This window comes from Gilvibacter sp., assembly GCF_965601605.1.
GTDB lineage: Bacteria > Bacteroidota > Bacteroidia > Flavobacteriales > Flavobacteriaceae > Gilvibacter.
This window is the reverse complement of record NZ_CBFCWJ010000040.1, coordinates 39,956-64,065: the sequence shown is the minus strand read 5'-3', so window position 1 is coordinate 64,065 and position 24,110 is coordinate 39,956. Positions and strand designations below refer to the sequence as shown.

Sequence of the window (24,110 nt, the reverse complement as noted above, 5' to 3'; positions counted from 1 at the left end):
GGTCTACTTAAGTGTGAAATGCACTAACAAGACCAGATATTTACGACATATTAATCACAACAGTCATGCAAACACTCGTATTTACTTTCGCTTTAATGATCTCTGTGGCCTTTGGTGTCACAGCACAAACTCCCTACCAAAAGGGTATGCAAAAAGCACTGACCACTTGGGGAGAAGACAAACCATTAGAAGCTTCAAACATTTTTGAACGCATATCTAATGTAGAAACTGACCAATGGTTACCCGCTTATTACGTAGCCTTGATCATTACCATTGAGAGCTATGAAGAAATGGATTTGGACAAGAGAACCGCCATGCTCAACAAAGCTCAGGAATATTTAAATCTAGCTAAAGGAGTAAGCCCGAACAATCCAGAATTGCTGGTAGTAGAGGCGCAATGGTATACCTCTTGGGTAGCTTTTGATGGTGAAAAGTACGGCATGCAGTATGCACCCAAAGTAGCAGCCATTTATCAGAAGGCAGCTAAAATCGATCCGAACAATCCTCGTGTTGCCATGGGGAAACTGGAATGGGATATGGGCGCAGCGCGCTTTTTTGGACAAGATCCCGCAGAATTCTGTGAAGATTTGCAAAAAGCCATACTTTTATATGACAACTTTCAGGCTAGTGAAGAGTTCTATCCACAGCACGGAAAAGACTACGGCCTTGAAGTAATTGACAGAACTTGTAATAACTAATTATGACTCGATTCTTTAAAGAAGCAATCCGCGGTTTTGGATTCGGAATAATCATCTTCATCGTGCTGATGATCATCAGCTATATGTTGGGATGGCGCATAGAATCCTTTGGCAAGCTGTTGACAGAATTCACCATCAATCAAATTTATTCTGTGGTCTTGTTTGTGCTCAACGGGTACATCATCAGTCACTTTGTCAATAAATACGGAAAGCAGTTCTTTAAAGCGAAAAACCTGATCCAGTCGATCCTTTCCAGCATTGGAGCAACCATTGTGGCCATTGCGGTGATCCGATTGTTCATTCACACAATTTTAGAAGGAAAGGCCATCAGGGACTTTTTAGCCTCTGAAAAGCCAGAGTACTATATGGTGGCCCTGATGATCACCGTGGTGATGCTCACCATTTATTACACCTTCTACTATTACAAGTTTACCCGTGATACCCAGGTCAAGGAGCAAAAGAAGATCGCAGGATCTGCAGCAGCGAGTTTTGACGCTTTGAAAAATCAGCTGGATCCGCACTTTTTGTTCAACAGTTTGAACGTGCTCACCAGCCTGATTGAAGAGAATCCCAAAGCGGCGACCAAGTTCACCACTTCGCTCTCAAAGGTATACCGATATGTTTTAGAGCAGAAGAACAAAGACCTAGTAACGCTTCAGGAAGAACTGGATTTTGCACAGCTTTACATTTCGCTACTCAAGATGCGTTTTGAAGAAGCGATTGAGTACAATCCGCCGCAAAACCTAAAAAACCCAGATGCCAAAGTAGTGCCTTTGAGTTTGCAGCTGCTGTTGGAGAATGCGGTGAAACACAATATGGTGACACCCAGTAAACGCTTGGTGATCACTATTTATGAACAAGACGGCGCCTTGGTGGTTAAAAACAATATTCAACCCAAACAGGTAGTCAAAAAGAGTAGTGGAGTAGGATTGCAAAATATCAGACAACGTTATCAACTATTGACAGATCGACCCGTTTTGATCTCAGAAGTCAACAAAGAGTTTGTAGTGGCCATACCACTGCTCACTAAACAAAAAGCAACTACAATGAATACACAACAAGAATATATCAGTGAAAAACGTTACCTGCGTGCCCAAGAGCGCGTAGACAAGATCAAAGGATTTTATGTGCATTTTGCCATCTATTTGATCTTTGTGCCCATCTTTATTTATTTGAACTTAATGTCTACAGATTTTCCTTGGGCCTTGTTTCCAATTGGCGGATGGGGACTGGGAGTCGTAGGCCATGCCATGGAAGTATTTAGTTACAATCCGCTTCTGGGTAAGAACTGGGAAGAGCGCAAGATCCGTGAGTTTATGGACAAAGATGATCTCTAATACAATTCAGCAGTAAAAAACGACCGTTCGGTCCTAAAGAATTGTCGCAGCCCGAGTCCTTAAATATCTTTGAGTATCAAATTTAAAAATCATGAGTAACAGTCCTAAAAATCAAAACAAATACATCCGCGCTAAAGAACGCGTGGAAGAGCTTAAAAAGTTCTATACCAGCCTGATGTGGTACTTGATCATCATTCCATTTTTGGCTTGGATCAATTACACGACCAACGGATTTAGCTACGTCTGGTTTTTGTGGGCTGCCTTTGGATGGGGAATCGGGTTGGTTTTCCACGCCATTAAAGCCTTTAGATTAAGCCCGGTGTTCAACCGCGATTGGGAAGAACGCAAGATCCGCGAATTCATGCGTGAGGAAGAGTTCCATGAAAATGGAGGTCAACGAGAGGAGGAGTCCTGGGATGATAAGATCAACTGGGATACGGATAAGAATTACAATTCCAGCCAACGCTGGGAATAAGCAAACAACATTTATCAATCATGGAAAAATATACAGAGTCTAAATACGGTCGCGCCAAGAAAAAGGTAGAAAACATAAAAGGGTTCTACAACCACCTAGTGGTTTACCTAATTGTGAATACGGCCATCATTTTAATTAGAGTATTGGTTTTTAACGAAGGGAACATCGGTTTTGAGATCCCGCACTGGTCTATCTTTACCACACCGCTTTTCTGGGGAATTGGTCTGTTCTTTCACGGACTGTGGGTCTTTAGTGATAAACTCGGCTTCATTAAAAACTGGGAAGAGCGCAAGATCCGTGAATTCATGCGAGAAGAAGAGGAAGAAGAACAGCACTTAAATTACTAACCTACCGTAAATCTATTATGCAAGTATTAATCATTGAAGACGAGAAGCCGTCAGCACGCCGTTTAAAACGCATGCTAGAAGCGCAAGATGTTGAGGTTTTGACCTTATTGCATTCTGTTGAAGAATCCATAGCCTGGTTTTCGGAGAATTCGCATCCAGAAGTCATCTTTTTAGACATCCAATTGAGTGACGGACTCTCCTTTGAGATTTTTGATAAAATCGATATTACCAGTGCAATTATCTTCACCACGGCTTATGATGAATACGCCTTGCAAGCTTTTAAATTGAACAGTATTGATTACTTGCTCAAGCCAATTGATGAAGACGAGCTGATCTCGGCCATAAACCAATACAAGAATCAGCAAAAGCAAACTTCCAATGTGCAACTCAACTTTGAGGATATCAAAAAGTTATTGACCAACCCGGTAGAGCGGGAGTACAAAAAGCGCTTTACCGTTAAGATTGGACAGCATTTACGCATGATTCCGGTAGATGAGATCGAATGCTTCTACAGTGAGAATAAAGGCACCTATGCCCATACTTTTGAAGGGCGAGACTACCTGCTGGATACTACTTTAGAACAGTTGGAAGACGAGTTAGAACCCGCAACTTTTTTCCGTATCAACAGAAAGTTCTTCATCAACATCAATGCGATAAAAGACATCATTTCTTATACAAACTCCCGCTTGCAAATTAAGTTAGAGAGCTATAAGGATCAGGACGTTATCGTGGCACGCGAACGAGTTAAAGACTTCAAACTTTGGTTGGAGTAAGGGTGTAATACCTTGATAGCGAAAGTTTAAACAAAATTATTCCCAAATGTTAAAAAAACTAACATTTGATAGTTTTTGTTAAATTTCTGTTATCAAATTCATAGTTTTTTTAATACTTTAGAGCACGTTTAGAATAACAAAAACGCTAAATCAAAATTCTATGAAAAAATGTACCCTGGTTGTACTCCTTGGGTTATGCAGTTTGTTCACGCTGCAATCATTCGCTCAGGATGCAACAACAACCATCTCTAACTACTTAAGCCAACAAAAAGAAAATCACGGACTGACGTCTCAAGACATTGAGTTCGAGATTACAAACCAAAACGTTAGTAAGGTGAGTGGAATTACTCACGTTTACTACCGACAACTTGTAAATGGAATTCCTGTTTATGGTTCAGAATCCTCTGCGCACATCATGCCAGATGGAACACTATTGAAAATGAACAACGGTTTTGTTTCACAATCGATTGACAAGTCGAGTGGAATGACCAGTCCAGGCCTTTCAGCTGATGGAGCTATCGCTGCAGCAGCTAATGCATTGGGTTACACGCCGACAAAATCATTCTCTATCGTTGAGGATCTGTCTGAAGGATCTCCAAAAATGCTAATGAGCGACGGTGGTATCTCGCTTTTAGAGATTCCAGTAGCGCTTACTTACCAGAAATCAGAAGAAGGAGACATTACTCTTGCTTGGGACCTTTCTATTTTAGAGATCGGCCAGCAAAACTGGTGGTCCGTTCGTGTAGATGCTAGCACTGGTCAAATCATTGACCGCGTAAACTGGATGGTAAGCTGTGAATTTGAACACGACCATGCAGATCACGATCACAGTGGACACGATCACGGAGCCAACTTCAACCTAAATCTTCAGCCTGCTGTAGACAAGTCTGCTGCTGATGCTGGTGGATGCGTTGAGTGTTATGAAGTTTTCGCTTTACCGCTAGAAAGTCCATTCTTCGGAGACCGTACTTTTGAAGTAAATCCTGCAGACCCAACGGCTTCTCCATTTGGATGGCACGATACCAACGGTGTTGCTGGAGCCGAGTTTACTACAACTCGTGGTAACAATGCTAACGCTTATGAAGATGGAGACAATGTAGGATTCCAGCCTGACGGTGGATCTGACCTGTTCTTCGGTGGTGTAGGATTCGAGTGGGATATCGCTTACTCTGCTGCAAACCAATACGAAGCTGCGGCAGTAACAAACCTTTTCTACTGGACTAACATCATTCACGATGTATTGTATCAGTATGGTTTTGATGAAGCTGGAGGTAACTTCCAAGAAAATAACTACGGTGGTGGTGGAATCGGAGGAGACTCTGTAGATTCTGAAGCCCAAGACGGTTCTGGAACTTGTAACGCAAACTTCGGAACTCCACCAGACGGAGGAAACCCACGTATGCAGATGTATACTTGTGGATCTCGTGACGGTGACTATGACAACCTTGTAATTATCCACGAATACGGACATGGTATTTCTAACCGTTTGACTGGTGGACCAGGAGCTGCTGGATGTTTAGGTAACTCTGAGCAGATGGGAGAAGGATGGTCTGACTGGTACGGTCTTGTAATGACTATGGAGCCAGGAGACGCTGGTGTAGATCCACGCGGAGTAGGTACTTACCTATTTAATGAAGGTCCTGATGGAGCTGGGATTCGTCCTTTCCCATACAGTACTGATATGAACATTAACCCACAGACATATGACTTTATTCAGTCGTCTGCTGTTCCTCACGGAGTAGGATCTGTATGGGCCATGATGCTTTGGGAAATGACCTGGGGCTTGATTGACGCTAACGGATGGGATGCTGATATTTACAACTTTACTGGAGATGCTTCTTTAGATGCTGGTAACGTAATGGCAATCGCCCTTGTTACGGAAGCGATGAAGCTTCAACCATGTAGCCCTGGATTCGTAGACGGTCGTGACGCTATTCTAGCGGCAGACGTTGCGATCTACGGAGGTGCTAACGAATGTATCATTTGGGATGCGTTTGCTAAGCGTGGTCTTGGTATCAACGCCATTCAAGGTTCTTCTTTCAGTGTTGCTGATGGAACTGAGAACTTCGACACTCCTTCTGGAGAAGCTAACTTTACTGCTCCTTCAGACGTATGTTCTACTGAAGAGGCTTTTGAAGTAACAGGTGCTGGTAGCCCAATTGGTGGTGTATACAGCGGTCCTGGTGTTACTGACAACGGAGACGGACTTACCTATACGTTTGACCCAGTTGTGGCTGGTGTTGGAGTTCACACAATCACTTATGAAATTGGAGATTCAGCTTGTGCTTCGGCTTCTGTAGCAACAGATGATATCGAAGTATTGGCGACTCCGGATTCTCCATTGACAACTGGTGTTACTGACGTATGTATCGGAGATGAGGTGACTGTAACTGCAACACTTTCAGATCCTGCTAACAACATTCGTTGGTTTGATGCTGAGGTAGGTGGAGCTTTCTTATTTGAAGGTACTGACTACACATTCACTCCAACAGGTTCTGTTGATCTATGGGCTGAAGAGACTGCTGATGACTTCTTGTCTAAATTGGTAATTTCTGAAGTAACTCTAGAAACTCCAGACCGTTTTGAGATCCAAAACGTAGGAGTACAAACTGATTACACCGGATACCGAGTAGTAGTTAGTGAAGAGCCATTCTCTAACATCAACACCGTGAACCCAGTGGTTCAGACTTTAGGTGTTATGGATGAAGATGAAGCCATTGCTTGGAACGATACTGCAGGTGACGCGGACTACTGGGGTAGTAACCTATGGTGGGATAACGATGCTCCTGATTCAGGATGGATCCTTATTCTAGATCCTTCTGGAAACGTAGTAGACTCTGCGTTCTGGAACGTAGACAGTGCAACGCTTGCAACTTTCGATATCAATGTAGCTGGATTCAATATTACTGCTGCCGATCTTGACTGGATAGGTGCAGGTGCTGCGCTAACAGCAAACTGTAACGACTCTTTCCAACGTAACGGAGATTCAGACAGCGCATTAGACTGGCCAAACACTTGTTTGGAAGCTTCTTACGGGGAGCCTAACGAGAGCATCGGAATTGGCTTTGCTGGTTGTGTTGCGCCACGTACACTTACACAAGTAATTGCTGAGGACATTGCTCCTGAGATCACTTGCCCTGAAGATGAAGTATATGTAATTGAAGACGGACTACCCTATGTAGTTCCAGATTACTCATTATCTGCTACTTTCTCAGATAACTGTCCAGAGGATCCAACAATTACGCAAGATCCTGCGGTAGGTGCTGAGTTAGGACCTGGAGATTATACCGTAACACTTACTGCTACAGATGCTGCAGGAAACTCTAGCGACTGTACGTTTACCCTAACTGTAGAAGGAGTATTGAGTGTAGACGAATTTGGAATTGACAATGTGATCACACTATATCCGAACCCAAGTCAAGGAGATTTGACCCTTCGCAACCGCAGTACTGCGATTGTTGAAGACGTGAACCTTTATGACGTAAACGGACGTTTGATTAAGAGACTAAACGTACAAGGTGTTGGAGCTGAAATCCAGTTCAACCTAAACGATGTGGCTTCAGGACTATACTTTGTTCAGATCATCACAGATCAAGGACAAACGGTTAAACGTGTTGTGAAGCAATAATTACGACAAACCTTTCGTAAAGAAAAACCCTCGCTTTAAGCGAGGGTTTTTTTATTTGTCGTCGTCAATGCGATTCTCGTTGAATGCTGAGGGAAGCAGTTTAGGAATAAACTTGATAAAAAGTGGTAATAAAAGGCTTCCGCCAGGTAAAAGGAATATGGTCAGTGAAGGAATGCTTTTGAACATATCCAGAAGTTGATCTTTGACCTTGTCTTTTTCTTTAGCGTCCAATTCACGTATAGTCGATTGCCCTAAAAGCACAAGCAGCTCTCCGCTTTCGCTGAGCTCTTTGATGAGGCGCTTTTTGTTGCGTAAAATCAAGCGTTCTACAGTGCTACTGGTCTGCTTATAGAAATGCTGAACCGGATGCGTGTGATTGAAAAAGTGAATAGCATTCTCATGCTCTTCCATAAAGAGTTCAAGCTCATCCAAAGCTACAAGCGCTTCTTCTTGTTCTAAGCCCAATTGAATGGCCAAATGCAAGATGTACTCACGCTCGGAGGGTTCTACCTTTAAATCGTCTTTAATGGCCATACAGCAGAGGTCTAACAAATAAGGTGCTGTTAGGGTCATATGCGTGTCGCTAAAGAACATTTCTAAGGGAGCCGCTGTGGTGCTCAATCCAGCCATTTCAAACAGCTCTAAGAGCAGTATATCGTATTTATCTTGTTTGGTTTTGGATTGTAAAGCTCCGAAGCAATAGGTGGCAATGGCCTTTTCCAAAGAAGTGGCATAGTTCTTCGCCAACATCGGAGAATCACAATAGATCTGATAGGTCAACAGATCCGTGGCCAAGAGTACATTAGAAAATGCGTAGGTCTGTTCTTTTTTTAATGTGGCATCACTCTCCAAAATTCGAGCAGATAAGATCTTCTCTAGATTCTTACTAACCGATTTACCCAAGGATAGTTTAGAAAGCAGACTCATGCGACCGCGATCGATCTCCCGATAGAAGCTAATGGCGTGTTCTAAGAACTTTTTGACATTAGAAACTTGGGTTTGCTTGTAATAGATTACGTAAAGACTGTGGAGTAGGTTGGCTTTGTTTAACTCTGCAGCCGTGAGATTAAGCTCACTGATGGGTTTATTGACCAAGGCAGCGACAGAGTTGCCGTAAACAAAGCCCGTTTTTCGCAATTGGGTATAGAAATGTCCTTTGGGTTCAAAAGGGACTAAGAGGTCTTCATTTGAAAACTCGTGAAAAAATTTATCTATCCAACCAGCTGCAGAGGGATTCATTGATTCAAATGTATAAATAAAAAAGTCCTGTCGCTAATGCGTTGCGGTATTCTGTGTATTTTTTTTGATTTGACCTGATTGAACCCAGCTTAGAAAACAAAAGGAATCACCAGTTTAAGAAATATAAACAGCAGTCCAACGGCCAGCAGATTCAGGAAGAATCCTGCCCGTACCATGTCCTTGATCTTGATGTATCCACTGGCAAAGACAATGGCGTTTGGCGGAGTGGCCATCGGCAACATAAACGCACAGCTAGAAGCCATAGCCACAGGAATGAGCAAATGCTCCATGGGCATATCAAGTCCTAAAGCGATTCCGGCAACAACAGGTGCAAAAATTGCCACTAATGCTACGTTGCTCATTAATTCGGTCATAAAGAGCATTACGGCAATGATCAAAATGGCAATGGTGGTGGTGCTCAATCCATCCATCGCTGCGATATAATTCGCAATGGTAGTTATGATACCAGCTTGAGATAAACCAGAAGCCAACGCCAGGCCTCCACCAAAGAGGATCAAGATTCCCCAAGCTAGTTTTGAGGTGTCTTGCCATTCTAAAATAAACTGCCCCTTAGAGAATCGATTGGGTATAACAAAGAGCGCAATTGCGGCATACATACTAATTTCTGTATCGGTCAGCCCTAAGCCAGGAAATTGAGCATTCAGGACTCCTCTAAAGATCCAAAGGCTTATGGCTACAGCAAATACGGCTAATACTTGCTTTTCTTTTCGGCTTAAACCACCTAGTTTTTTTAATTCTGAATCGATGAGGTCTTTGGACGCATCAAAGCGTTTCAGGCGGTTTGGAAAGGCCACGTGCACTAGAATAAAGTAAACCAAGCCAATCATGATTATGGAAAAGGGAAGGCCCATGACCATCCAATTCAAAAAGGAAATTGTAGTGTTGTATTCGTTTTCCAGAAAACCGATGAGCACCGAATTTGGCGGAGTTCCAATGATGGTCGCAATTCCTCCGGAGTTGGCTGCGTAAGCAATTCCCAACATGACGCTTAACGCAAAGTTCCTGTCGTTTTTGGTAAAACCATCGGCATCATCAATCAGCAAATTGATCACAGAAAGACCAATTGGAAGCATGACTAAAGCGCTGGCCGTATTACTGATCCACATACTCAAAAGGGCAGTGGCTAACATAAAACCGAGCACAATTCGGTTGGGAGAGGTTCCCGTGATCTTAATGATGGATAAGGCCAGACGTTTGTGCAGATTCACTTTTTCCAAGGCCAAGGCCATCACAAATCCTCCGAAGAATAAAAACACAATACTGCTGCCGTAATGCGGAGCCACTTCCTTTATGGGCATCACATTGGTTAGCGGGAAAAGGATTAGCGGTAATAAGGCGGTAACAGAAATTGAGACTGCCTCTGTGATCCACCAACAGATCATCCAAGCAGCTACGGCAATTACTGGGTCCGCAGCATCACTGAGTATATGTCCTTTAAAAAACCAAAGGACTATAAATAAAACAGGCCCCATAATGAGGCCTGCTTTCTTTGTTTTTGTATAGTTACGTTCCATCAAACAGACTTCTGTCCGAATTTAGGCAAATTAATTCTGCAAACTAAATTGTTTCACTTCTTTAAAGGCTGAAGTGTTGATGGCTTCCATAGCCTCGCGATAGCTTGGCCACTGATCGGTAAAGAAGGTGTTGGTTGCATCTAAACCTGCCTGTAAAGCAGTGCGGGCTTGAGTCATTAAACGCGTCTCTGTGGAAGTTGTCCCGTTTGGACGGCTAGTAGCATATTGTCTTGCCAGCCCGATACGCTGCATGATAGTTACCTCTGGATTGCGCGTAATACCTTGACGCTCGTCCACCTTACCTAAATAAAGAGCAATGACCTCGTCAATGGCCTTAATGATCTCTTTGCTTTGGTCTATGGCCTCTTTATGAGCTTCCTTATCGAGTTTACTCAGTTTGGATTTATAGTCGTCGGCAATGTTCTTGCTTTCTACCAATTGTTTTACGGCATCTGCAGCAGTCTGCGTCATGGACTCTAGCGTTTTACCATTCTGGTAAGCATTTTCAATCGCCTGAGGTGGAACGTCTAATCTCGGATCCATCTTTACAGTGATCTGGCTGTTTGCCGTTTGATCTCCGTAGATCATTTCCAGACGATAGGTTCCCGGTTTTACTTCAACTCCTCCAGGCTCTCCAAAGTTGCGCGTTCTAATGCGTCGGCTTGGTCTATCTACACCTTTCTCGTTGAGGTACCAAGTGAAATTGTTCACTTTATTGTCTTTAGGTGCTTTTTGTTTGAGGGTTCTGATCAAGCGTTGTCCGTCATAGATGTTTAAAGTGATGGAGTCCCATTTCACGGCCATCTCGTCTTCTTCAGCATCCTCGGCTTTTTCTTCCTGTTCTGGCTTGTTGATCAAATAACGGATCTGAGCTCCAAAATCACGATTCTCTCCATTGTAAAGGGCATCACCTCCAAAACGACTTCCAGTTGGTTGTTGGTAGGCAGCCAAATAAGCTGTTGCAGGATCAAACAACGCCAAAGTAGACTTAGACTTGTTTGCATCCGCAGCTAATGCTCTTAAGGGACGAATGTCATCCAAGACCCAAGCTGCTCGCCCAAAAGTACCGATCACCAAATCGTGCTCTCTGGGGTGTATCACTAAGTCCTTAACAGGAACCGTTGGGAAACCGTTGGTCCACTTAACCCAATCGCCTCCGCCGTTAATAGAAACATAGAGTCCATCATCTGTTCCCATAAAGAGTAGGTTCTCCTCTTCAGGATCTTCAACCACACAAAGGGTATAACTGATCACATCATTGTCATCTACGATACGCTGCCAAGTCTTCCCGTAATCCTTGGTGCGATATACATAAGCACTGTAGTTGTATCTTCTATAATCATTGGCAACCAATAGTGCTTCTCCTTTGCGCTTGTTAGAGGCTTTGATCTGTACAATCCAGCTTCCAGCAGGTAGGCCTTTAATGTTATTGGAAACTTCTGTCCAACTACCGCCACCGTTAGTGGTGTAGTGTACACGTCCGTCATCCGTTCCTGCCCAAAGCATGTTCTGCTCTAGCGGAGAAGGTTCAATGACCAAGACTGTAGTGTGGTTCTCAGCACCAGTAGCATCCATGGTAAGTCCGCCACTTTCTCCTTGCTTTTGTTTCTCCGGATCGTTGGTGGTCAAGTCTTGAGAAATGATCTCCCAGGTCAAACCTTTATCTGTGGATTTGTGTACAAATTGAGATCCGAAGTAAATCGTACTGTTGTCAAATGGATCAATATTGATCGCAGAGTTCCAGTTAAAGCGCAGCTGTACATCTGGATCTGGGTGCGTAGGACGCACTGAATAGTTGTTACCCGTTTGCCAGTCATAGCGAGAAACATAGCCTTGCTGACTCATGGACCAACCAAAGCGGGAATCGTCGCGGTCTGGAACCACGTCAAATCCATCACCAAAACTGATCTCCTGCCAGTATGAGTTACGGATTCCTTGAGCACGCCAAACATAAGCTGGACCTCTCCAAGAACCGTTGTCTTGCATTCCTCCGTATACGTTATAAGGGAACTCATTATCTACAGCAATGTGGTAGAATTGAGCCACAGGAATATTCCCCACAAAGCGCCAGTTCTTTCCACCGTCATGAGTTATGTTGAGTCCACCATCGTTACCATCTATCATGAAGTTGCCGTTCTCTGGATGGATCCACCAAGCGTGGTGGTCTGGGTGTACTCCGTTAGAGACTCCGTAGGCCGGCATGAGTTGGTTGAAGTTCTTTCCGCCATCCTCAGAGACGTTCACATAAGTAAAGATGCTGTAAACGCGATTCTCGTTCTGCGGATCTACATAGATCTCTGAATAGTAGAACGGACGGTTACCAATATCGCTCTTATTGTTGATCATGGTCCAAGACTCTCCGCCGTCAGTACTTTTATATAAGGCGTTCTTTTTGGCCTCCACTAAAGCGTAAACCACATTTGGCTTATTTCTGGCAATAGCAATACCAATACGTCCTAAATCTCCTGCAGGCAGGCCGTCTTCATCTGTTTTTTCTGACCAATTCTCTCCACCGTCATAAGTGATGAATAGGCCAGAGCCTTCGCCTCCAGATTTAAAGAACCACGGATCGCGTTTGTGCTCCCAAAGAGCTACGATCAATTTGTTTGGATTGGACGGATCCATAACCATATCGGCTACTCCCGTCTTGTTATTAGCACTCAATACCTTTTCCCAAGACTTTCCGCCATCAGTGGTTTTGAAAACGCCACGCTGCGGATGCTCTCCCCAAGGACTTCCAATGGCACCGACATAAACAGTGTTTGGATCGTCTGGATGAATGATGATTCGGTGGATGTGACGCGTTTCTTCCAAGCCCATAGATTCCCAGCTCTTTCCGCCGTCTAGGGAACGATACACTCCAAATCCGCCGTTAAGACTGTTTCTAGGGTTTCCTTCTCCGGTACCAACCCAGATCACACTAGGATTGGATTGCTGAATGGCTACGGCTCCAATAGAGGCTGTGGGCTGATTGTCAAAGATCGGTTCCCAGTCAATCCCTCCGGAATCAGACATCCAAAGGCCTCCAGAAGCGGTTCCGGCATACATCATTTGTGGATTATCGTGTACTACGTCAATGGCAGTTACACGCCCGCTCATGCCCCCCGGACCGATGTTTCGGGGTTCCATGTTTTCAAATTGTTCTAAGTCTACTGTTTGGCTCCATCCTCCGAGTGAGAATAGGATGGCAACGCCTAATAAAAGGTGTTTCATGGTCAGGTTGGTTTTCAGAAAGCTTAAAGGTACTACATAAGATGTATACAATTCTTAAAGCGGTGTTAACACCTAGCTATTGGCCTGAGAATGTCTTAATTTTATACAATGAAGAATCCGAAGCGTTCCATAGGCTTTGCCTTTACCCGTCACGAAGCAGAAGAGCAGTCTCCCTTTGACCGATTGTTCGAAGTTTTTCAGGAGTTGATCACCCATACTTCCGGAGATTTTGACGAGGCGATGGATTGGCTTGAGCAACTCGATCAGGAATACCAACTTACCACAGAGGATTACACCTTAGACGATTTTGTTGAGGACCTTAAAAAGAAGGGCTATATCCGCGAAGAGATCAAACCCGACGGTTCCGGCGGAGTAGCACTTACCGAGAAGACCGAGCGTGCCCTACGCAAAAGAGCTTTGGAACAGATCTTTGGACGCTTAAAACGAAGCGGATCAGGGAACCACAAAACAAAATATACCGGTAACGGAGATGAGATGGCCGGAGAGTTTCGCAACTACCAATTTGGAGATGCCTTGGATCGTATTTCCATGACGGAAAGCTTGCGCAATGCCCAGATCAATAACGGCTTGGATGGATTCCATCTAACGGAGAAAGACTTAGTGGTAGAAGAGTCGATGTACAAGGCGCAGATGAGCACGGTGCTTATGATAGATATCAGCCACAGCATGATTCTCTACGGAGAGGATCGAATCACTCCAGCCAAGAAAGTAGCCATGGCGCTATCTGAATTGATCATGACGCGTTATCCCAAAGACACTTTAGATATATTGGTCTTTGGTAATGATGCCTGGCCCATTAAGGTAAAAGACTTGCCCTATCTGCAAGTAGGACCTTATCATACCAATACGGTAGCTGGGTTGCAACTGGCCATGGATATGCTCCGCAGAAAAAGAAATACCAACAAACAGATCTTTATGATCACCGATGGGAAGCCAAGTTGTATGCAACTTCCAGACGGGCGTTACTACAAAAACAGCAATGGATTGGATCCGCATATTGTGAGCAAATGCTACACTATGGCGGCACAGGCCCGAAAGCTGCACATTCCTATCACCACTTTTATGATTGCCCAAGACCCGTATTTGATGCAGTTTGTGGATCACTTTACAGCTGCTAACCAAGGCAAGGCCTTCTATACAGGGCTTAAAGGTTTGGGCGAGATGATTTTTACCGATTACGAAGCCAATCGCAAAAAGCGAATTAAAGGATAAAAAGCTATGAATACAGAGAATATTAAAACGCTTAAAGAACTCAAGGCTGCAGGCTACGGCTATCAGTCTGTCAAAGATGAATTGCGCAAGAACCTCATTACCAAATTACAGGCTAAAGAGACCGTTTTTGAGGGCATTCACGGTTATGAATACTCCGTGATCCCGGAGCTGGAACGCGCCATTCTGAGTAAGCACAACATAAACTTATTAGGCCTTAGAGGACAGGCAAAAACGCGTTTAGCGCGTCAAATGATCAGTCTTTTGGATGAGTACATTCCGGTAGTTGCAGGTAGTGAGATCAATGACGATCCCTTTGCGCCAGTATCCCGCTATGCTCGTGAATTATTAGTCGATCAGGGAGACGACACACCAATTAGTTGGTTGCACCGAGAAGATCGTTTTGCAGAAAAGCTAGCAACTCCAGACGTTACTGTTGCTGATCTTATTGGCGATGTTGATCCGATCAAAGCGGCTAATTTAAAATTGACCTATGCGGATGATCGCGTGATTCACTTTGGAATGATCCCTAGAGCCAATCGTTGCATCTTTGTGATCAATGAATTGCCAGATCTTCAAGCGCGCATTCAAGTGGCGCTGTTCAATATTCTGCAAGAAGGAGATGTACAAATCCGCGGCTTCAAATTGCGTTTGCCTTTAGATATTCAGTTCGTATTTACGGCGAACCCTGAAGATTACACCAATCGCGGAAGTATAGTAACACCGCTTAAGGACCGTATTGGTTCGCAGATCTTAACGCACTATCCAGACAGTTTGGAGATCGCCAGAAAGATTACCCAACAGGAAACAGAGGCTGCGGCAGCAGAAAAGGCCAATATCTATGTGCCAGACTTGGCTAAAGATATTTTGGAACAGATCAGTTTTGAAGCTCGTAAGAGCGAGTTTATTGACGCCAAGAGTGGCGTTAGTGCGCGAATGAGTATTACGGCCTACCAAAACTTACTCAGTACTGCCGAGCGCCGTGCTTTGATCAATAATGAATCTGAGACCACCGTGCGTTTGGGTGACTTTATGGGAGTCATTCCTGCTATCACTGGAAAGGTTGAGCTTGTATACGAAGGCGAACAAGAAGGGGCGGCACAAGTAGCACAACAATTAATTGCTGATGCCGTATTAGCGAGCTTTGAAAACCATTTTCCTAAAGTAGAAAAACTGCAGCGCGACGGAGATAAAGATCCTTATGCTGAGGTTGTCGCTTGGTTCTTTGAAGAACCCGGTTTTGAACTTTTAGATAACCTTTCAGACAGCGAATATACCAGCGCTTTGAACCGTATTGTACCTCTAGATGACTTGGTACGTGAATACACGCCAGATGTAACCAAGGAAGATCGATCTTTCTACAAGGAGAGCATCCTTTGGGCACTCGCCGAGTACAAAAAGCTTAGCAAACACCCAATGGGAGATGGTCTTCATTTTAAAGATCTTTATGGAAGCTATATAAGCGGGCTTTAAGAACGCGGTTCAAAGACCCAGTACACTTTTCCGTTCTGCGGATTGAAACTGACTTTATGAATTCCAAGAGGGCTGTAGATTAGGTATTTGCCTTTGATCTCCAGCTCTTTTCCGTTTAAAACAGCTTTGTAATCGCCATCGGTATAGGTGAACTCCACACCGTTGCTGAAATTCAAGGTAACATTTTGCAAACCGTAATTACGCTGAGAAGGCTTGAGGGATTTTTCTACTGTTACTCCGGAGGACATATATCCCCAATCACTGGAAGAACGCGATACTCTGAGACGCTCCGCTTTGTTGAGTTGCAGTTGCCCGGTTTTTAAGGTAAAATGGTCTGGTTCATCCTTGTAATTTGGATAAACCGATAGTTCATAGACTTCCGTGATTTCAAAGTTTCCCATAAGACTCTTATCTGAAAATACGATTTGTCCTTGAGCATCTTTGAGTTCAAAACGTGTATTTGGCGGATAGGTCACTTGGTCAAAAGCCTTGTCTGATCTAACAATGGTTAGATATTTGTCCTGCGCCTGCGCCAGTAATGCGGAGAGTACTAGGATGATTGTTAGGATGAATTTCATGATTCTCGTTTTTTGATGATTAATTTTCGATACGGCCGGATTCGTCTTCAATGGCTGTTTTTCTTTTACGCGCCTTTTTGACCTCGTCAGAACCGAAGTTGTAGTTCAAACTGAGTCTAAACTGTCTGCTGTCTGAACCTCCGCTACCGTCTATGATCAGATCTCCGAACTCAGTAACCCCAGACCATGGCGAGGTAAATAAGATATCGCTGCCCGCAATTCTAAGGGTAAGTTTGTCATTGAAGAACTTTTTTTGCAGCGCTACATCTAAAGAACCTAAGCTATTGGTCTGGTAGGTTCCTCCCCAAATAGAAGGCGATTGAAACCAACCTGAGACCTCAAAGGTGAAATCCGCAGGTAACTTAAAGGTGTTCTGTCCGTAGAAACTCAAGGTGTTTTGACTCACCGCCAAGAAATCTTCTGAGGTGGCTTCATATTCACTTCTAAAGGCATTGACACTAAAATAGATGCTCCACCAATCGTTAATACGCGTAGGGTAGGAGATTCCAAAATTATAAACCCGTTGGTTGGCCACATTACGCTGATTGATGAAGTTTTGATCTTCTCCCAATGCCTCGGTAACCTGAGCAAAAAAGTCAGAGATGTAGGTATAGGTAAAAGAAGTAGTCAAACGGTAATTATAGGTGTGTGATAGTTTGATGTTGTTGGTGTACTGCGGCTGCAAGAAGGGATTTCCTTGTCTAAAGGTCAGCTCGTCAATCTTAAATTGAAAAGGATTCAAACTTTGATAGGTCGGGCGTTGGATCCTACGGCTGTAAGTCAAGGCAAAGCTGTTCTTTCGATTTAGTTGATAAGTCAATCCACCACTGGGGAACCAATCGGTATAGTTGCGTTCCACCAGATCATTGGCGTTGTCTTGGGCAGAGGTCAAGTCTCCCTCAGAGATGGTTTGTTCTACGCGTAGGCCCAACTGTAAATTCCATTTGTCCCAACGGATATTGTAATTCAAATAGCCGGCATTGATCTGTTCTGTATAATCAAAGGTGTTGGTTTGTTCCAGGTTGAGGATCTCTTGTCCGTCCACCACATCAAAGAAGTCAAACACATTGTTGGTCTTGACATAGGAATAGCGAATTCCCGAAGCGATTTTTCCGCCCATAAGCGGCTGTTCGTAATCTACCTGTCCCGCTAGAATATCGATCTGAATCGGCGTGATAAAACGCGCAATGGATTCGCTCAGCGTATCTTCTTCTGCTCCGTTTAGGTAGAAGTTAGGTTGAAAGTTGTTGCGATCGCTGTAAAAATTTCCGTAGTTAAGATCTACTGTGAATTCACGACCAATGGTGTCTTTGTATTTGTAGTTGAGGTTACCGTTCAAGTTTGAAGAAACATTGTCTGAGTTGCTCTGAGCGATCAACACTTCTACCGGCATGGTTTGTCCTCCTGGAATGATTGGCGTACGACTGTCGGTGCTGTTGATCACATTACTAAAGTTGGCATTGAAAAGTACGCCCAGAGTATGTTTGTCATTGATGTAATAGTCAAAACCTGTTTTGATGTTGTGATTGTTGATGTCTAAAACGGTTGTACTGCGCTGATCAAAGGTGGTTCCGTTCTGACGTCTAAACAGATCAATAAAACCAAAACCGTCTCCAAAACGATTGCTGTAGGTGCCGTAGAGATTGGTTTTTTTACCGCGGTTGTTCAAATTTACAGAGCTGTTCACCCGTGGGAACTTTCCTTGAATATATCCCAAGGTCAAAGAACCGTTTGTACCTAAGCTTTTGTTGCGCTTTAGAATGATGTTAATGATACCGGCGTTTCCTGCAGCCTCGTACTTAGAGGAGGGTTGAGTGATGATCTCAATAGATTCAATGTCTGTGGATTGCAAGGTTTCCAAATAATTCACCAAATCTTGGCCGGCCAGCACAGAAGGTCTTCCGTCAATATAGATCTGCACGCCGGCTTTTCCTTCTACAATAATGCTGTTGTTATTGTCAATGAGTACTCCCGGTGCTTTACGGAGTAATTCAAAACCGGTACTTCCTGTGGCATTGATGGTCTTATCCACATTAAATACGGTCTTGTCCGCTAAAACCTCTACGATCGGCTTTTCGGCAATAATGGTAACCTCATCCAAGGCTTCTGCGGCTTCCTCTAAACGGATAGTCGGTAGTTTTAAGTTATGGTCTAAGTTGAATGCTTCGGATTGGTAGGGAGCAAAACCTAGACTGTTTAACGCAATATAATACCGGTCACTTGGCAACTCCTTAATTAAAAAGAAGCCATCCGCATCGGTGATGGTCGCCTTTACCAAAGTGCTGTCTTGCGCCTTGTAGAGGTAAGTAGTGGCAAAGGCAACGGCTTGTTGGTTTGGATCTACTAACTGCCCGCTAAGCTCTAGATTTTGGCCCTCGAGCAAACCACTACTCAAGAGGATGAGAAGTAGTGAAATTCGTTTTTTGATTGAATTGTTCATAATGCTGATGTTTGATTGACAAGGCAAATATGTGATGGTTTTAAGACATATAAAAGTACAAACCGACCAGTGGGCCTATAAGCCGACGAACGTACCCGGACCATTCATCGGGCTATAGGCCCATTCGTCTGATGGAGCTAGTTCAATCAAATTCAACTCCTTACATTTGAGTAAAATTCATCATCATGACTAAACGAACACAATTTTTACTGAGCCTATTTTTAGCTGTTACAGGAGCAATCCATGCCCAACAAATTGACCAAGCAGCCTTACAATCACTAATAGATCAACAGATCGGAGATGACACTCCTGGAGTTGCTGTTGGAGTTGTATATAAAGGAGAGGTTGTCTTTGAGCATTATGCAGGCTTCGCCAATTTGGAATATCAGATCCCTGTAGACGAGCAGTCGGTTTTTAATATTGCCTCAGTAGCCAAACAGTTTACTGCTGCTATGGTTGTAGACCTTAGTTTGCAAGGTAAACTGAATTTGCAGGACGATCTAAGAACCTATTTACCTGAATTATACAAGGCTATTAAAGATCCCATCACTATAGAGCAGATTCTCACACATACCAGCGGGATTAGAGATTATTGTGATCTAATGGCGGTACAGCGAAACCCTTGGTGGAGGCGCGAGGGCTTAAGCAATAAGACCGTTTTAAAGATGCTACAAAAGCAACAAACACTCAATTTTAAACCAGGTAGTGATTATACCTACAGCAACAGTGGATATATTGTACTGGCTGCTGTTGTCGCGAAAGTCACGGGAGAATCCTTTGCCGATTATTCCAGAAACTGGTTCAAATCCATCGGACTGAATCACACCCAATTTTCTGACAATTATATGGAGGTCATCCCTAATAAAACAACAGCTTATGCCAATTGGGGAGATGGCCGTTGGCAGATCTATCCAATGATCACCGATTTGCATGGAGATGGTTTTCTCTACACTTCTCTAGGCGATATGCTCAATTATGAGAAGCAGATCCAGGCTGCAGTGCTCGCAGATCAAAACTCTTGGAAGGCTACTAGCCAGCAAGCCTTGGATCTTTCACCCACGGGCTACAGTTACGGCTTGGAACAAGGCAATTTTAACGGTCAGCCTATGATTTATCATTCTGGAGCCACTGGGGCTTACGGAGCTCATGTAGCGCGTTTGCCACAGGATCAATTGTCTGTGTTTGTAATGAACAACGGCATAGTGGACGCCAGTTATCTGGCAACACAAGTTTTAGAAACCATTTACGGTCCTCAAGAACAGGGAGTCGCCTCACCAAGCATGCCAGAGACTCTAGGGGCCAAACCCAAAGAAAGTTCCATTTTAGGTACCTATTTGCTAGAATCAAGCACCGAGGTCGCCATAGTAAAGCGCAATGATACTTTGTTTAGAGAAATTAAAGGAGCCAACCCCGTTGCCTTGGAACACTTTAAAGGGAATGTGTATAAGTACACCAACGGTTCTGGTTTGGCAGTCGCATTTGTACCCAGTGAGAACAGCGCGGGTAAATTCGACTTTGAACTGTACCATCAGCAGATACCTATGCGCAAAGCAGGGTGGTTGCCTCCTTTAGAGATCATCCCAGAAGAACTACAAAAGCTTTCTGGAGATTACGCTAATGCGGAATTGGATTCTAAAATGCTGGTGCGCTACTTAGGAGAAAATCAATTCACAGTTCAACTAAAAGACAGAGCACTTGAGGCTGAGTTAATCCGAGCAAATACCATCAGGGTCAATGGAGGCTATATTTTAACTCCGCAGTTCAATTCAGACAATACCCTAAAAGGTTTTTCACTAAATTATGGTCGTGTGCAAAACGTGATCTACACGCCATCAGCTAAAAATTAATCATGGAAACCACCAAAACAGCCTGGTACGACAGGACCGTAGCAAGTGTGCGGATCAAAGATATTTTGATCACCTTTGGGCTTTATATGCTCTTTGCATTGATGTACCACATTACCCTTTGGGTGAATCGCGCAGGTTATAACGATCCAGAAGACGCTATTTTTCAATTGGTGCCCTTTATTCGCCGCGGAGGGATGCAGTACACCATTTTCTTTTTATTGACGATTCCCGTCTGGCTGCTGATTTTTAGAGGACTCAAAGATTGGAGACTCTATCAACGCCTGCTGGTACATATTATCACGCTTCCCATCTTTGTGTTTGCGTCAAAGTTTATCTATTACGAGCTCAGTGAAGCCTGGGGCATGTGGCATTTGCAAGGAGGTGCGGAAGTTTGGGATGTATATATTCCGGCACTGTTTTATATGATCCAATTCGGATTTTTTCATGCCTATGAATATTTTAGAAAGAATCAGGAGAAACTAAAACTAGAAGGAGAATTGCGTCAAGCGGCTTTAAAGAGCGAACTCTCCGCGATCAAAGCCCAATTGAATCCACACTTCTTATACAACGTATTCAATACCATCAACGCCTCAGTACCTCCAGGTCAAGAAAAGACACGTACCATGATCGCGCAACTTTCTGATTTGTTCAGATATCAACTGCGCGCATCACAAGAAGAGTTGGTCACTTTAGGAGAAGAGTTGGAATTTGTTACCAAATATCTAGATTTGGAGAAAGCGCGTTATGGAGATAGACTGTCTTTGAATTTTAACGTAGATCAGTCTCTGTACGATGAAAAGATTCCGCCGATGCTTCTGCAACCTCTGGTAGAGAATTCCATTAAACATGGCCTCTCCAGCATAATTGAAGGCGGTTCCATCAGTATCAGCATCTTTAAAAAAGAGGAGAAGCTCATGTTTGAGGTAGCCGACACTGGGGTGGGCATTGCTGACAAGGAAGCCGCGTTTACCAAAGGAATAGGATTGGCCAATACGCATCTGCGTTTGCAAAAGATGTATCAATCACAATTAGAGATCTTTGACAATACACCTCAAGGAGCCATTATAAAATTTGTCATTTAGTGCAGAAGGTTATTATTGTTGATGACGAGCAGGCAGGGCGTTCGTTGATTCGCGAATACTTAGAAGATTACCCAGATCTCATTGTAATAGCTGAGGTTAACAATGGCGTTGATGCTGTAAAAGAGATCAATCGCTTTAAACCCGATTTAGTGTTTCTGGATATTCAAATGCCCGGGCTCACAGGATTTGAAGTGATTACGCGCTTGGAGGAACTGCCGCAGATTATTTTCTCTACTGCTTATGATAAATACGCCTTAAAGGCCTTTGAAGTGCACGCAGTGGATTATTTATTGAAGCCTTACACCAAAGATCGTTTTAGAGTAGCAGTGGAACGTTTGACCAAGTCAGATCCGCAGCAAGCCTTGGCGCCACTTACTAACACTTTACTTATGGATACGGCCCATTATCCCGAGCGGGTTTTGGTATCCTCCAACAAAAAACTAATCACTATTGAGGTAGCTCAAATCGAATGGATTGAAGCCTATGGTGATTATTCCAAGTTGCACACCGCAGCGGGTAGTTTTGTAAGCAATTACGGAATCAGTGCCTTGGCAGATAAATTGGATCCCAAGCTATTTTTGCGCGTCCACCGATCTTCTTTGGTGAATCTTCAAGCCATTCAAGAAGTAGCTAAATACGGTAAAACCTATGACATCACAGTCAAGAGCGGTGCCAGCGTTCGGGTGAGTCGGGGCTATGTAGAAGCCGTTAAAAAATTGATCGTTTAGAAATAAAAAAACCGCCCTAAGGCGGTTTTTTAAGTGTTCAAGTGTCAATTATAGGTTAGGGATAACCAATTCTTGTCCTGGGTGGATCATATCTGGATTCTTAAGGATGTCCGTATTGGCCTCAAAAATCGCCTGATACTTCATTGGATCTTTGTAGTAGTGCTTAGCGATCTTGCTTAAAGATTCTCCGCTAGCCACAGTGTGACGGTGGTATACAGAATCATCGGCTACCTGAATATCAGCCATGATGTCTGCAGGGCTTTCTCCGCCTACCTTCTTGATCTCATCCCACAATAGGTTCTTTTCATAAGGAGTAGCAGCTGTACCCCATACTTTGAGTTGTCCGTCTTCTTCACGAACGTCTCCGTTCTGAATGTTTAGTTTTTCACCTAAATCCAGTACACTTTGATATTTTGTCTTGATCATGTCTCTTAATGTTTAGTATTACTTTTTTAAAGATACGAATCAACTGCAGGAATTTCTAACGGGTAATGGAAATTTAATGTGATATCCCGTTTGTGGAGGATTTTTGCATCTTATCGGATGTACCCTAAGCGTTTAAGATCGTCTTCTTGCTTGATCTCATGAAGTTTTCCATGCTGTAAGACTCTGATCTCACTGCACAGTTCCATGACATCGTGGTAGTAATGATCAGTAATCAGAACCGCTTTTTGCTTAGTAGTTTCTTCCAAAAGGACTTTGATTTGTTCTATGGTTTTTGGATCGGTCATGGAAAAAGGTTCGTCCAGAAGTAAAACAGGGTGCGGCATATAACAAGACAGTACAACCCCTAAATAGGTACGTTGTCCTTCAGAGAGCGAACCCACCCATTTCTTAGTGAGCTCATGAATGCCAGGGGTATAGAAGATGCGGTCCTGGGCCTCTCCATCAGGGGAGACCATAGGTATCAGGTCTTTTACTTTGAGTTGCCGCGGATACATCCCGTCTTGGGCCAAATAGGCGACCTTTTGCTGCTTAAAATTGCGATAGGGTTCATACACCTCTTGATTGAGGTATAAGGAGCCTGAATCTGCCTTTAAGCTTCCAAAAAGTATTTTTAAAAGTGTAGACTTACCACAGCCGTTTCGGCCTAACAATCCAAAAATACCTCCGGAATTGATTTGCAAAGAAACATCCTCCAGTATTTTACTGGAGCCGAATGACTTGGTAATATTGAGTCCGATCAGCTTCAAAATAAAACCCAAAGAATTAATGACACCAGTGCTGCCAAAACAACCAAAAGTACTAGGTTGATGTAAAAGACATTTAGCAGTAAGCGTCCTGTGGTAAAACCCAGATTATTATAGAAGTTGAGCTGTTCTGCGTAAAAAGATCTAAAAGCGAGATAGCCTACAATATGCGCAAAGAGTATGTAAATACCCATCGCCCAAATCAGATCAATAAAGGCCCAGCTCAAGAAGAATAAGGCCAATCCTGGGATCAGTTGACTAAAATAATAATGGAGTAGGGCTCTCCAATATTTCATA

19 protein-coding genes are annotated in these 24,110 nt (G+C 43.6%); 11 read left to right on the top strand and 8 right to left on the bottom strand.

The features are described from left to right. Window positions 1-65 precede the first annotated feature (65 nt). The 6 genes from ACSLP7_RS11725 (at window position 66) to ACSLP7_RS11700 (ending at window position 7,258) form a co-directional block, all read left to right on the top strand. Complete coding sequence (locus ACSLP7_RS11725; RefSeq protein WP_435579482.1) at window positions 66-698, top strand: hypothetical protein; 633 nt, start codon at window positions 66-68, stop codon at window positions 696-698. A gap of 2 nt (window positions 699-700) precedes the next feature. Continuing rightward, window positions 701-2,035, top strand: a complete 1,335-nt coding sequence (locus tag ACSLP7_RS11720; protein WP_435579481.1) for a 2TM domain-containing protein — start codon at window positions 701-703, stop codon at window positions 2,033-2,035. A gap of 91 nt (window positions 2,036-2,126) precedes the next feature. Continuing rightward, window positions 2,127-2,510, top strand: a complete 384-nt coding sequence (locus tag ACSLP7_RS11715) for a 2TM domain-containing protein (protein WP_435579480.1) — start codon at window positions 2,127-2,129, stop codon at window positions 2,508-2,510. A 20-nt stretch (window positions 2,511-2,530) separates the two neighbouring features. Continuing rightward, window positions 2,531-2,857 carry a 2TM domain-containing protein gene (locus ACSLP7_RS11710; RefSeq protein ID WP_435579479.1) on the top strand — a complete coding sequence of 109 codons (327 nt, stop codon included), beginning with the start codon at window positions 2,531-2,533 and terminating at the stop codon, window positions 2,855-2,857. A gap of 17 nt (window positions 2,858-2,874) precedes the next feature. Further along, the gene (locus tag ACSLP7_RS11705; protein WP_435579478.1) at window positions 2,875-3,630 is read left to right on the top strand and encodes a LytR/AlgR family response regulator transcription factor; all 756 of its coding nucleotides are present in this window, start codon (window positions 2,875-2,877) and stop codon (window positions 3,628-3,630) included. Between the two features lie 160 nt (window positions 3,631-3,790). Then, entirely contained in the window at window positions 3,791-7,258 is a 3,468-nt protein-coding gene (locus ACSLP7_RS11700; RefSeq protein WP_435579477.1) for a M36 family metallopeptidase, read from the top strand. 51 nt (window positions 7,259-7,309) lie between these two features. Here ACSLP7_RS11700 and ACSLP7_RS11695 read toward each other — a convergent pair whose 3' ends face one another. From ACSLP7_RS11695 to ACSLP7_RS11685, 3 genes are all read right to left on the bottom strand, one after another. Next, window positions 7,310-8,497, bottom strand: a complete 1,188-nt coding sequence (locus ACSLP7_RS11695; RefSeq protein ID WP_435579476.1) for an LETM1-related biofilm-associated protein — start codon at window positions 8,495-8,497, stop codon at window positions 7,310-7,312. An 89-nt stretch (window positions 8,498-8,586) separates the two neighbouring features. Then, a complete protein-coding gene (locus tag ACSLP7_RS11690; protein ID WP_435579475.1) occupies window positions 8,587-9,990 on the bottom strand; it encodes an SLC13 family permease in 1,404 nt (467 codons plus the stop codon). A 72-nt stretch (window positions 9,991-10,062) separates the two neighbouring features. Further along, window positions 10,063-13,245 (bottom strand): WD40/YVTN/BNR-like repeat-containing protein, encoded by a 3,183-nt coding sequence (locus ACSLP7_RS11685; RefSeq protein ID WP_435579474.1) that lies wholly within the window; start codon window positions 13,243-13,245, stop codon window positions 10,063-10,065. 108 nt (window positions 13,246-13,353) lie between these two features. Between ACSLP7_RS11685 and ACSLP7_RS11680 the strand changes: the two genes are divergently transcribed. Both ACSLP7_RS11680 and ACSLP7_RS11675 read left to right on the top strand, forming a co-directional pair. After that, window positions 13,354-14,478 carry a vWA domain-containing protein gene (locus ACSLP7_RS11680; RefSeq protein WP_435579473.1) on the top strand — a complete coding sequence of 375 codons (1,125 nt, stop codon included), beginning with the start codon at window positions 13,354-13,356 and terminating at the stop codon, window positions 14,476-14,478. A gap of 6 nt (window positions 14,479-14,484) precedes the next feature. After that, window positions 14,485-15,948, top strand: coding sequence for a magnesium chelatase (locus tag ACSLP7_RS11675; RefSeq protein WP_435579472.1), 1,464 nt, complete (start codon window positions 14,485-14,487; stop codon window positions 15,946-15,948). On the opposite strand, the gene ACSLP7_RS11670 is transcribed toward ACSLP7_RS11675, so the two are convergent. Together ACSLP7_RS11670 and ACSLP7_RS11665 are read right to left on the bottom strand one after the other, a co-directional pair. Continuing rightward, entirely contained in the window at window positions 15,945-16,526 is a 582-nt protein-coding gene (locus ACSLP7_RS11670; RefSeq protein ID WP_435579471.1) for a hypothetical protein, read from the bottom strand. The two genes, ACSLP7_RS11675 and ACSLP7_RS11670, sit on opposite strands and share 4 nt — an antisense overlap. 19 nt (window positions 16,527-16,545) lie before the next feature. Further along, on the bottom strand, window positions 16,546-18,966 hold the full coding sequence (locus tag ACSLP7_RS11665; RefSeq protein WP_435579470.1) for a TonB-dependent receptor domain-containing protein: 2,421 nt from the start codon (window positions 18,964-18,966) through the stop codon (window positions 16,546-16,548). 185 nt (window positions 18,967-19,151) lie between these two features. On the opposite strand from ACSLP7_RS11665, the gene ACSLP7_RS11660 reads away from it, so the two are divergent. The 3 genes from ACSLP7_RS11660 to ACSLP7_RS11650 are packed head-to-tail and all read left to right on the top strand — an operon-like array spanning window position 19,152 to window position 22,623. Then, a complete protein-coding gene (locus ACSLP7_RS11660; RefSeq protein ID WP_435579469.1) occupies window positions 19,152-20,813 on the top strand; it encodes a serine hydrolase domain-containing protein in 1,662 nt (553 codons plus the stop codon). A 2-nt stretch (window positions 20,814-20,815) separates the two neighbouring features. Continuing rightward, window positions 20,816-21,895 carry a sensor histidine kinase gene (locus ACSLP7_RS11655; RefSeq protein ID WP_435579468.1) on the top strand — a complete coding sequence of 360 codons (1,080 nt, stop codon included), beginning with the start codon at window positions 20,816-20,818 and terminating at the stop codon, window positions 21,893-21,895. Next, entirely contained in the window at window positions 21,895-22,623 is a 729-nt protein-coding gene (locus tag ACSLP7_RS11650) for a LytR/AlgR family response regulator transcription factor (RefSeq protein WP_435579467.1), read from the top strand. The genes ACSLP7_RS11655 and ACSLP7_RS11650 overlap by 1 nt, the downstream gene beginning before the upstream one ends. A 48-nt stretch (window positions 22,624-22,671) precedes the next feature. Here the strand turns inward: ACSLP7_RS11650 and ACSLP7_RS11645 are convergent, their stop codons facing one another. The 3 genes from ACSLP7_RS11645 to ACSLP7_RS11635 all read right to left on the bottom strand — a co-directional run bounded on the left by ACSLP7_RS11645 (window position 22,672) and on the right by ACSLP7_RS11635 (window position 24,109). Next, window positions 22,672-23,049 (bottom strand): LysM peptidoglycan-binding domain-containing protein, encoded by a 378-nt coding sequence (locus tag ACSLP7_RS11645; protein ID WP_435579466.1) that lies wholly within the window; start codon window positions 23,047-23,049, stop codon window positions 22,672-22,674. Window positions 23,050-23,159: 110 nt separating this feature from the next. Next, window positions 23,160-23,816 carry an ATP-binding cassette domain-containing protein gene (locus tag ACSLP7_RS11640; RefSeq protein WP_435579465.1) on the bottom strand — a complete coding sequence of 219 codons (657 nt, stop codon included), beginning with the start codon at window positions 23,814-23,816 and terminating at the stop codon, window positions 23,160-23,162. After that, window positions 23,813-24,109, bottom strand: a complete 297-nt coding sequence (locus ACSLP7_RS11635) for a hypothetical protein (RefSeq protein WP_435579464.1) — start codon at window positions 24,107-24,109, stop codon at window positions 23,813-23,815. Before ACSLP7_RS11635 ends, ACSLP7_RS11640 begins: the two co-directional genes overlap by 4 nt. Window position 24,110: the final 1 nt, after the last annotated feature.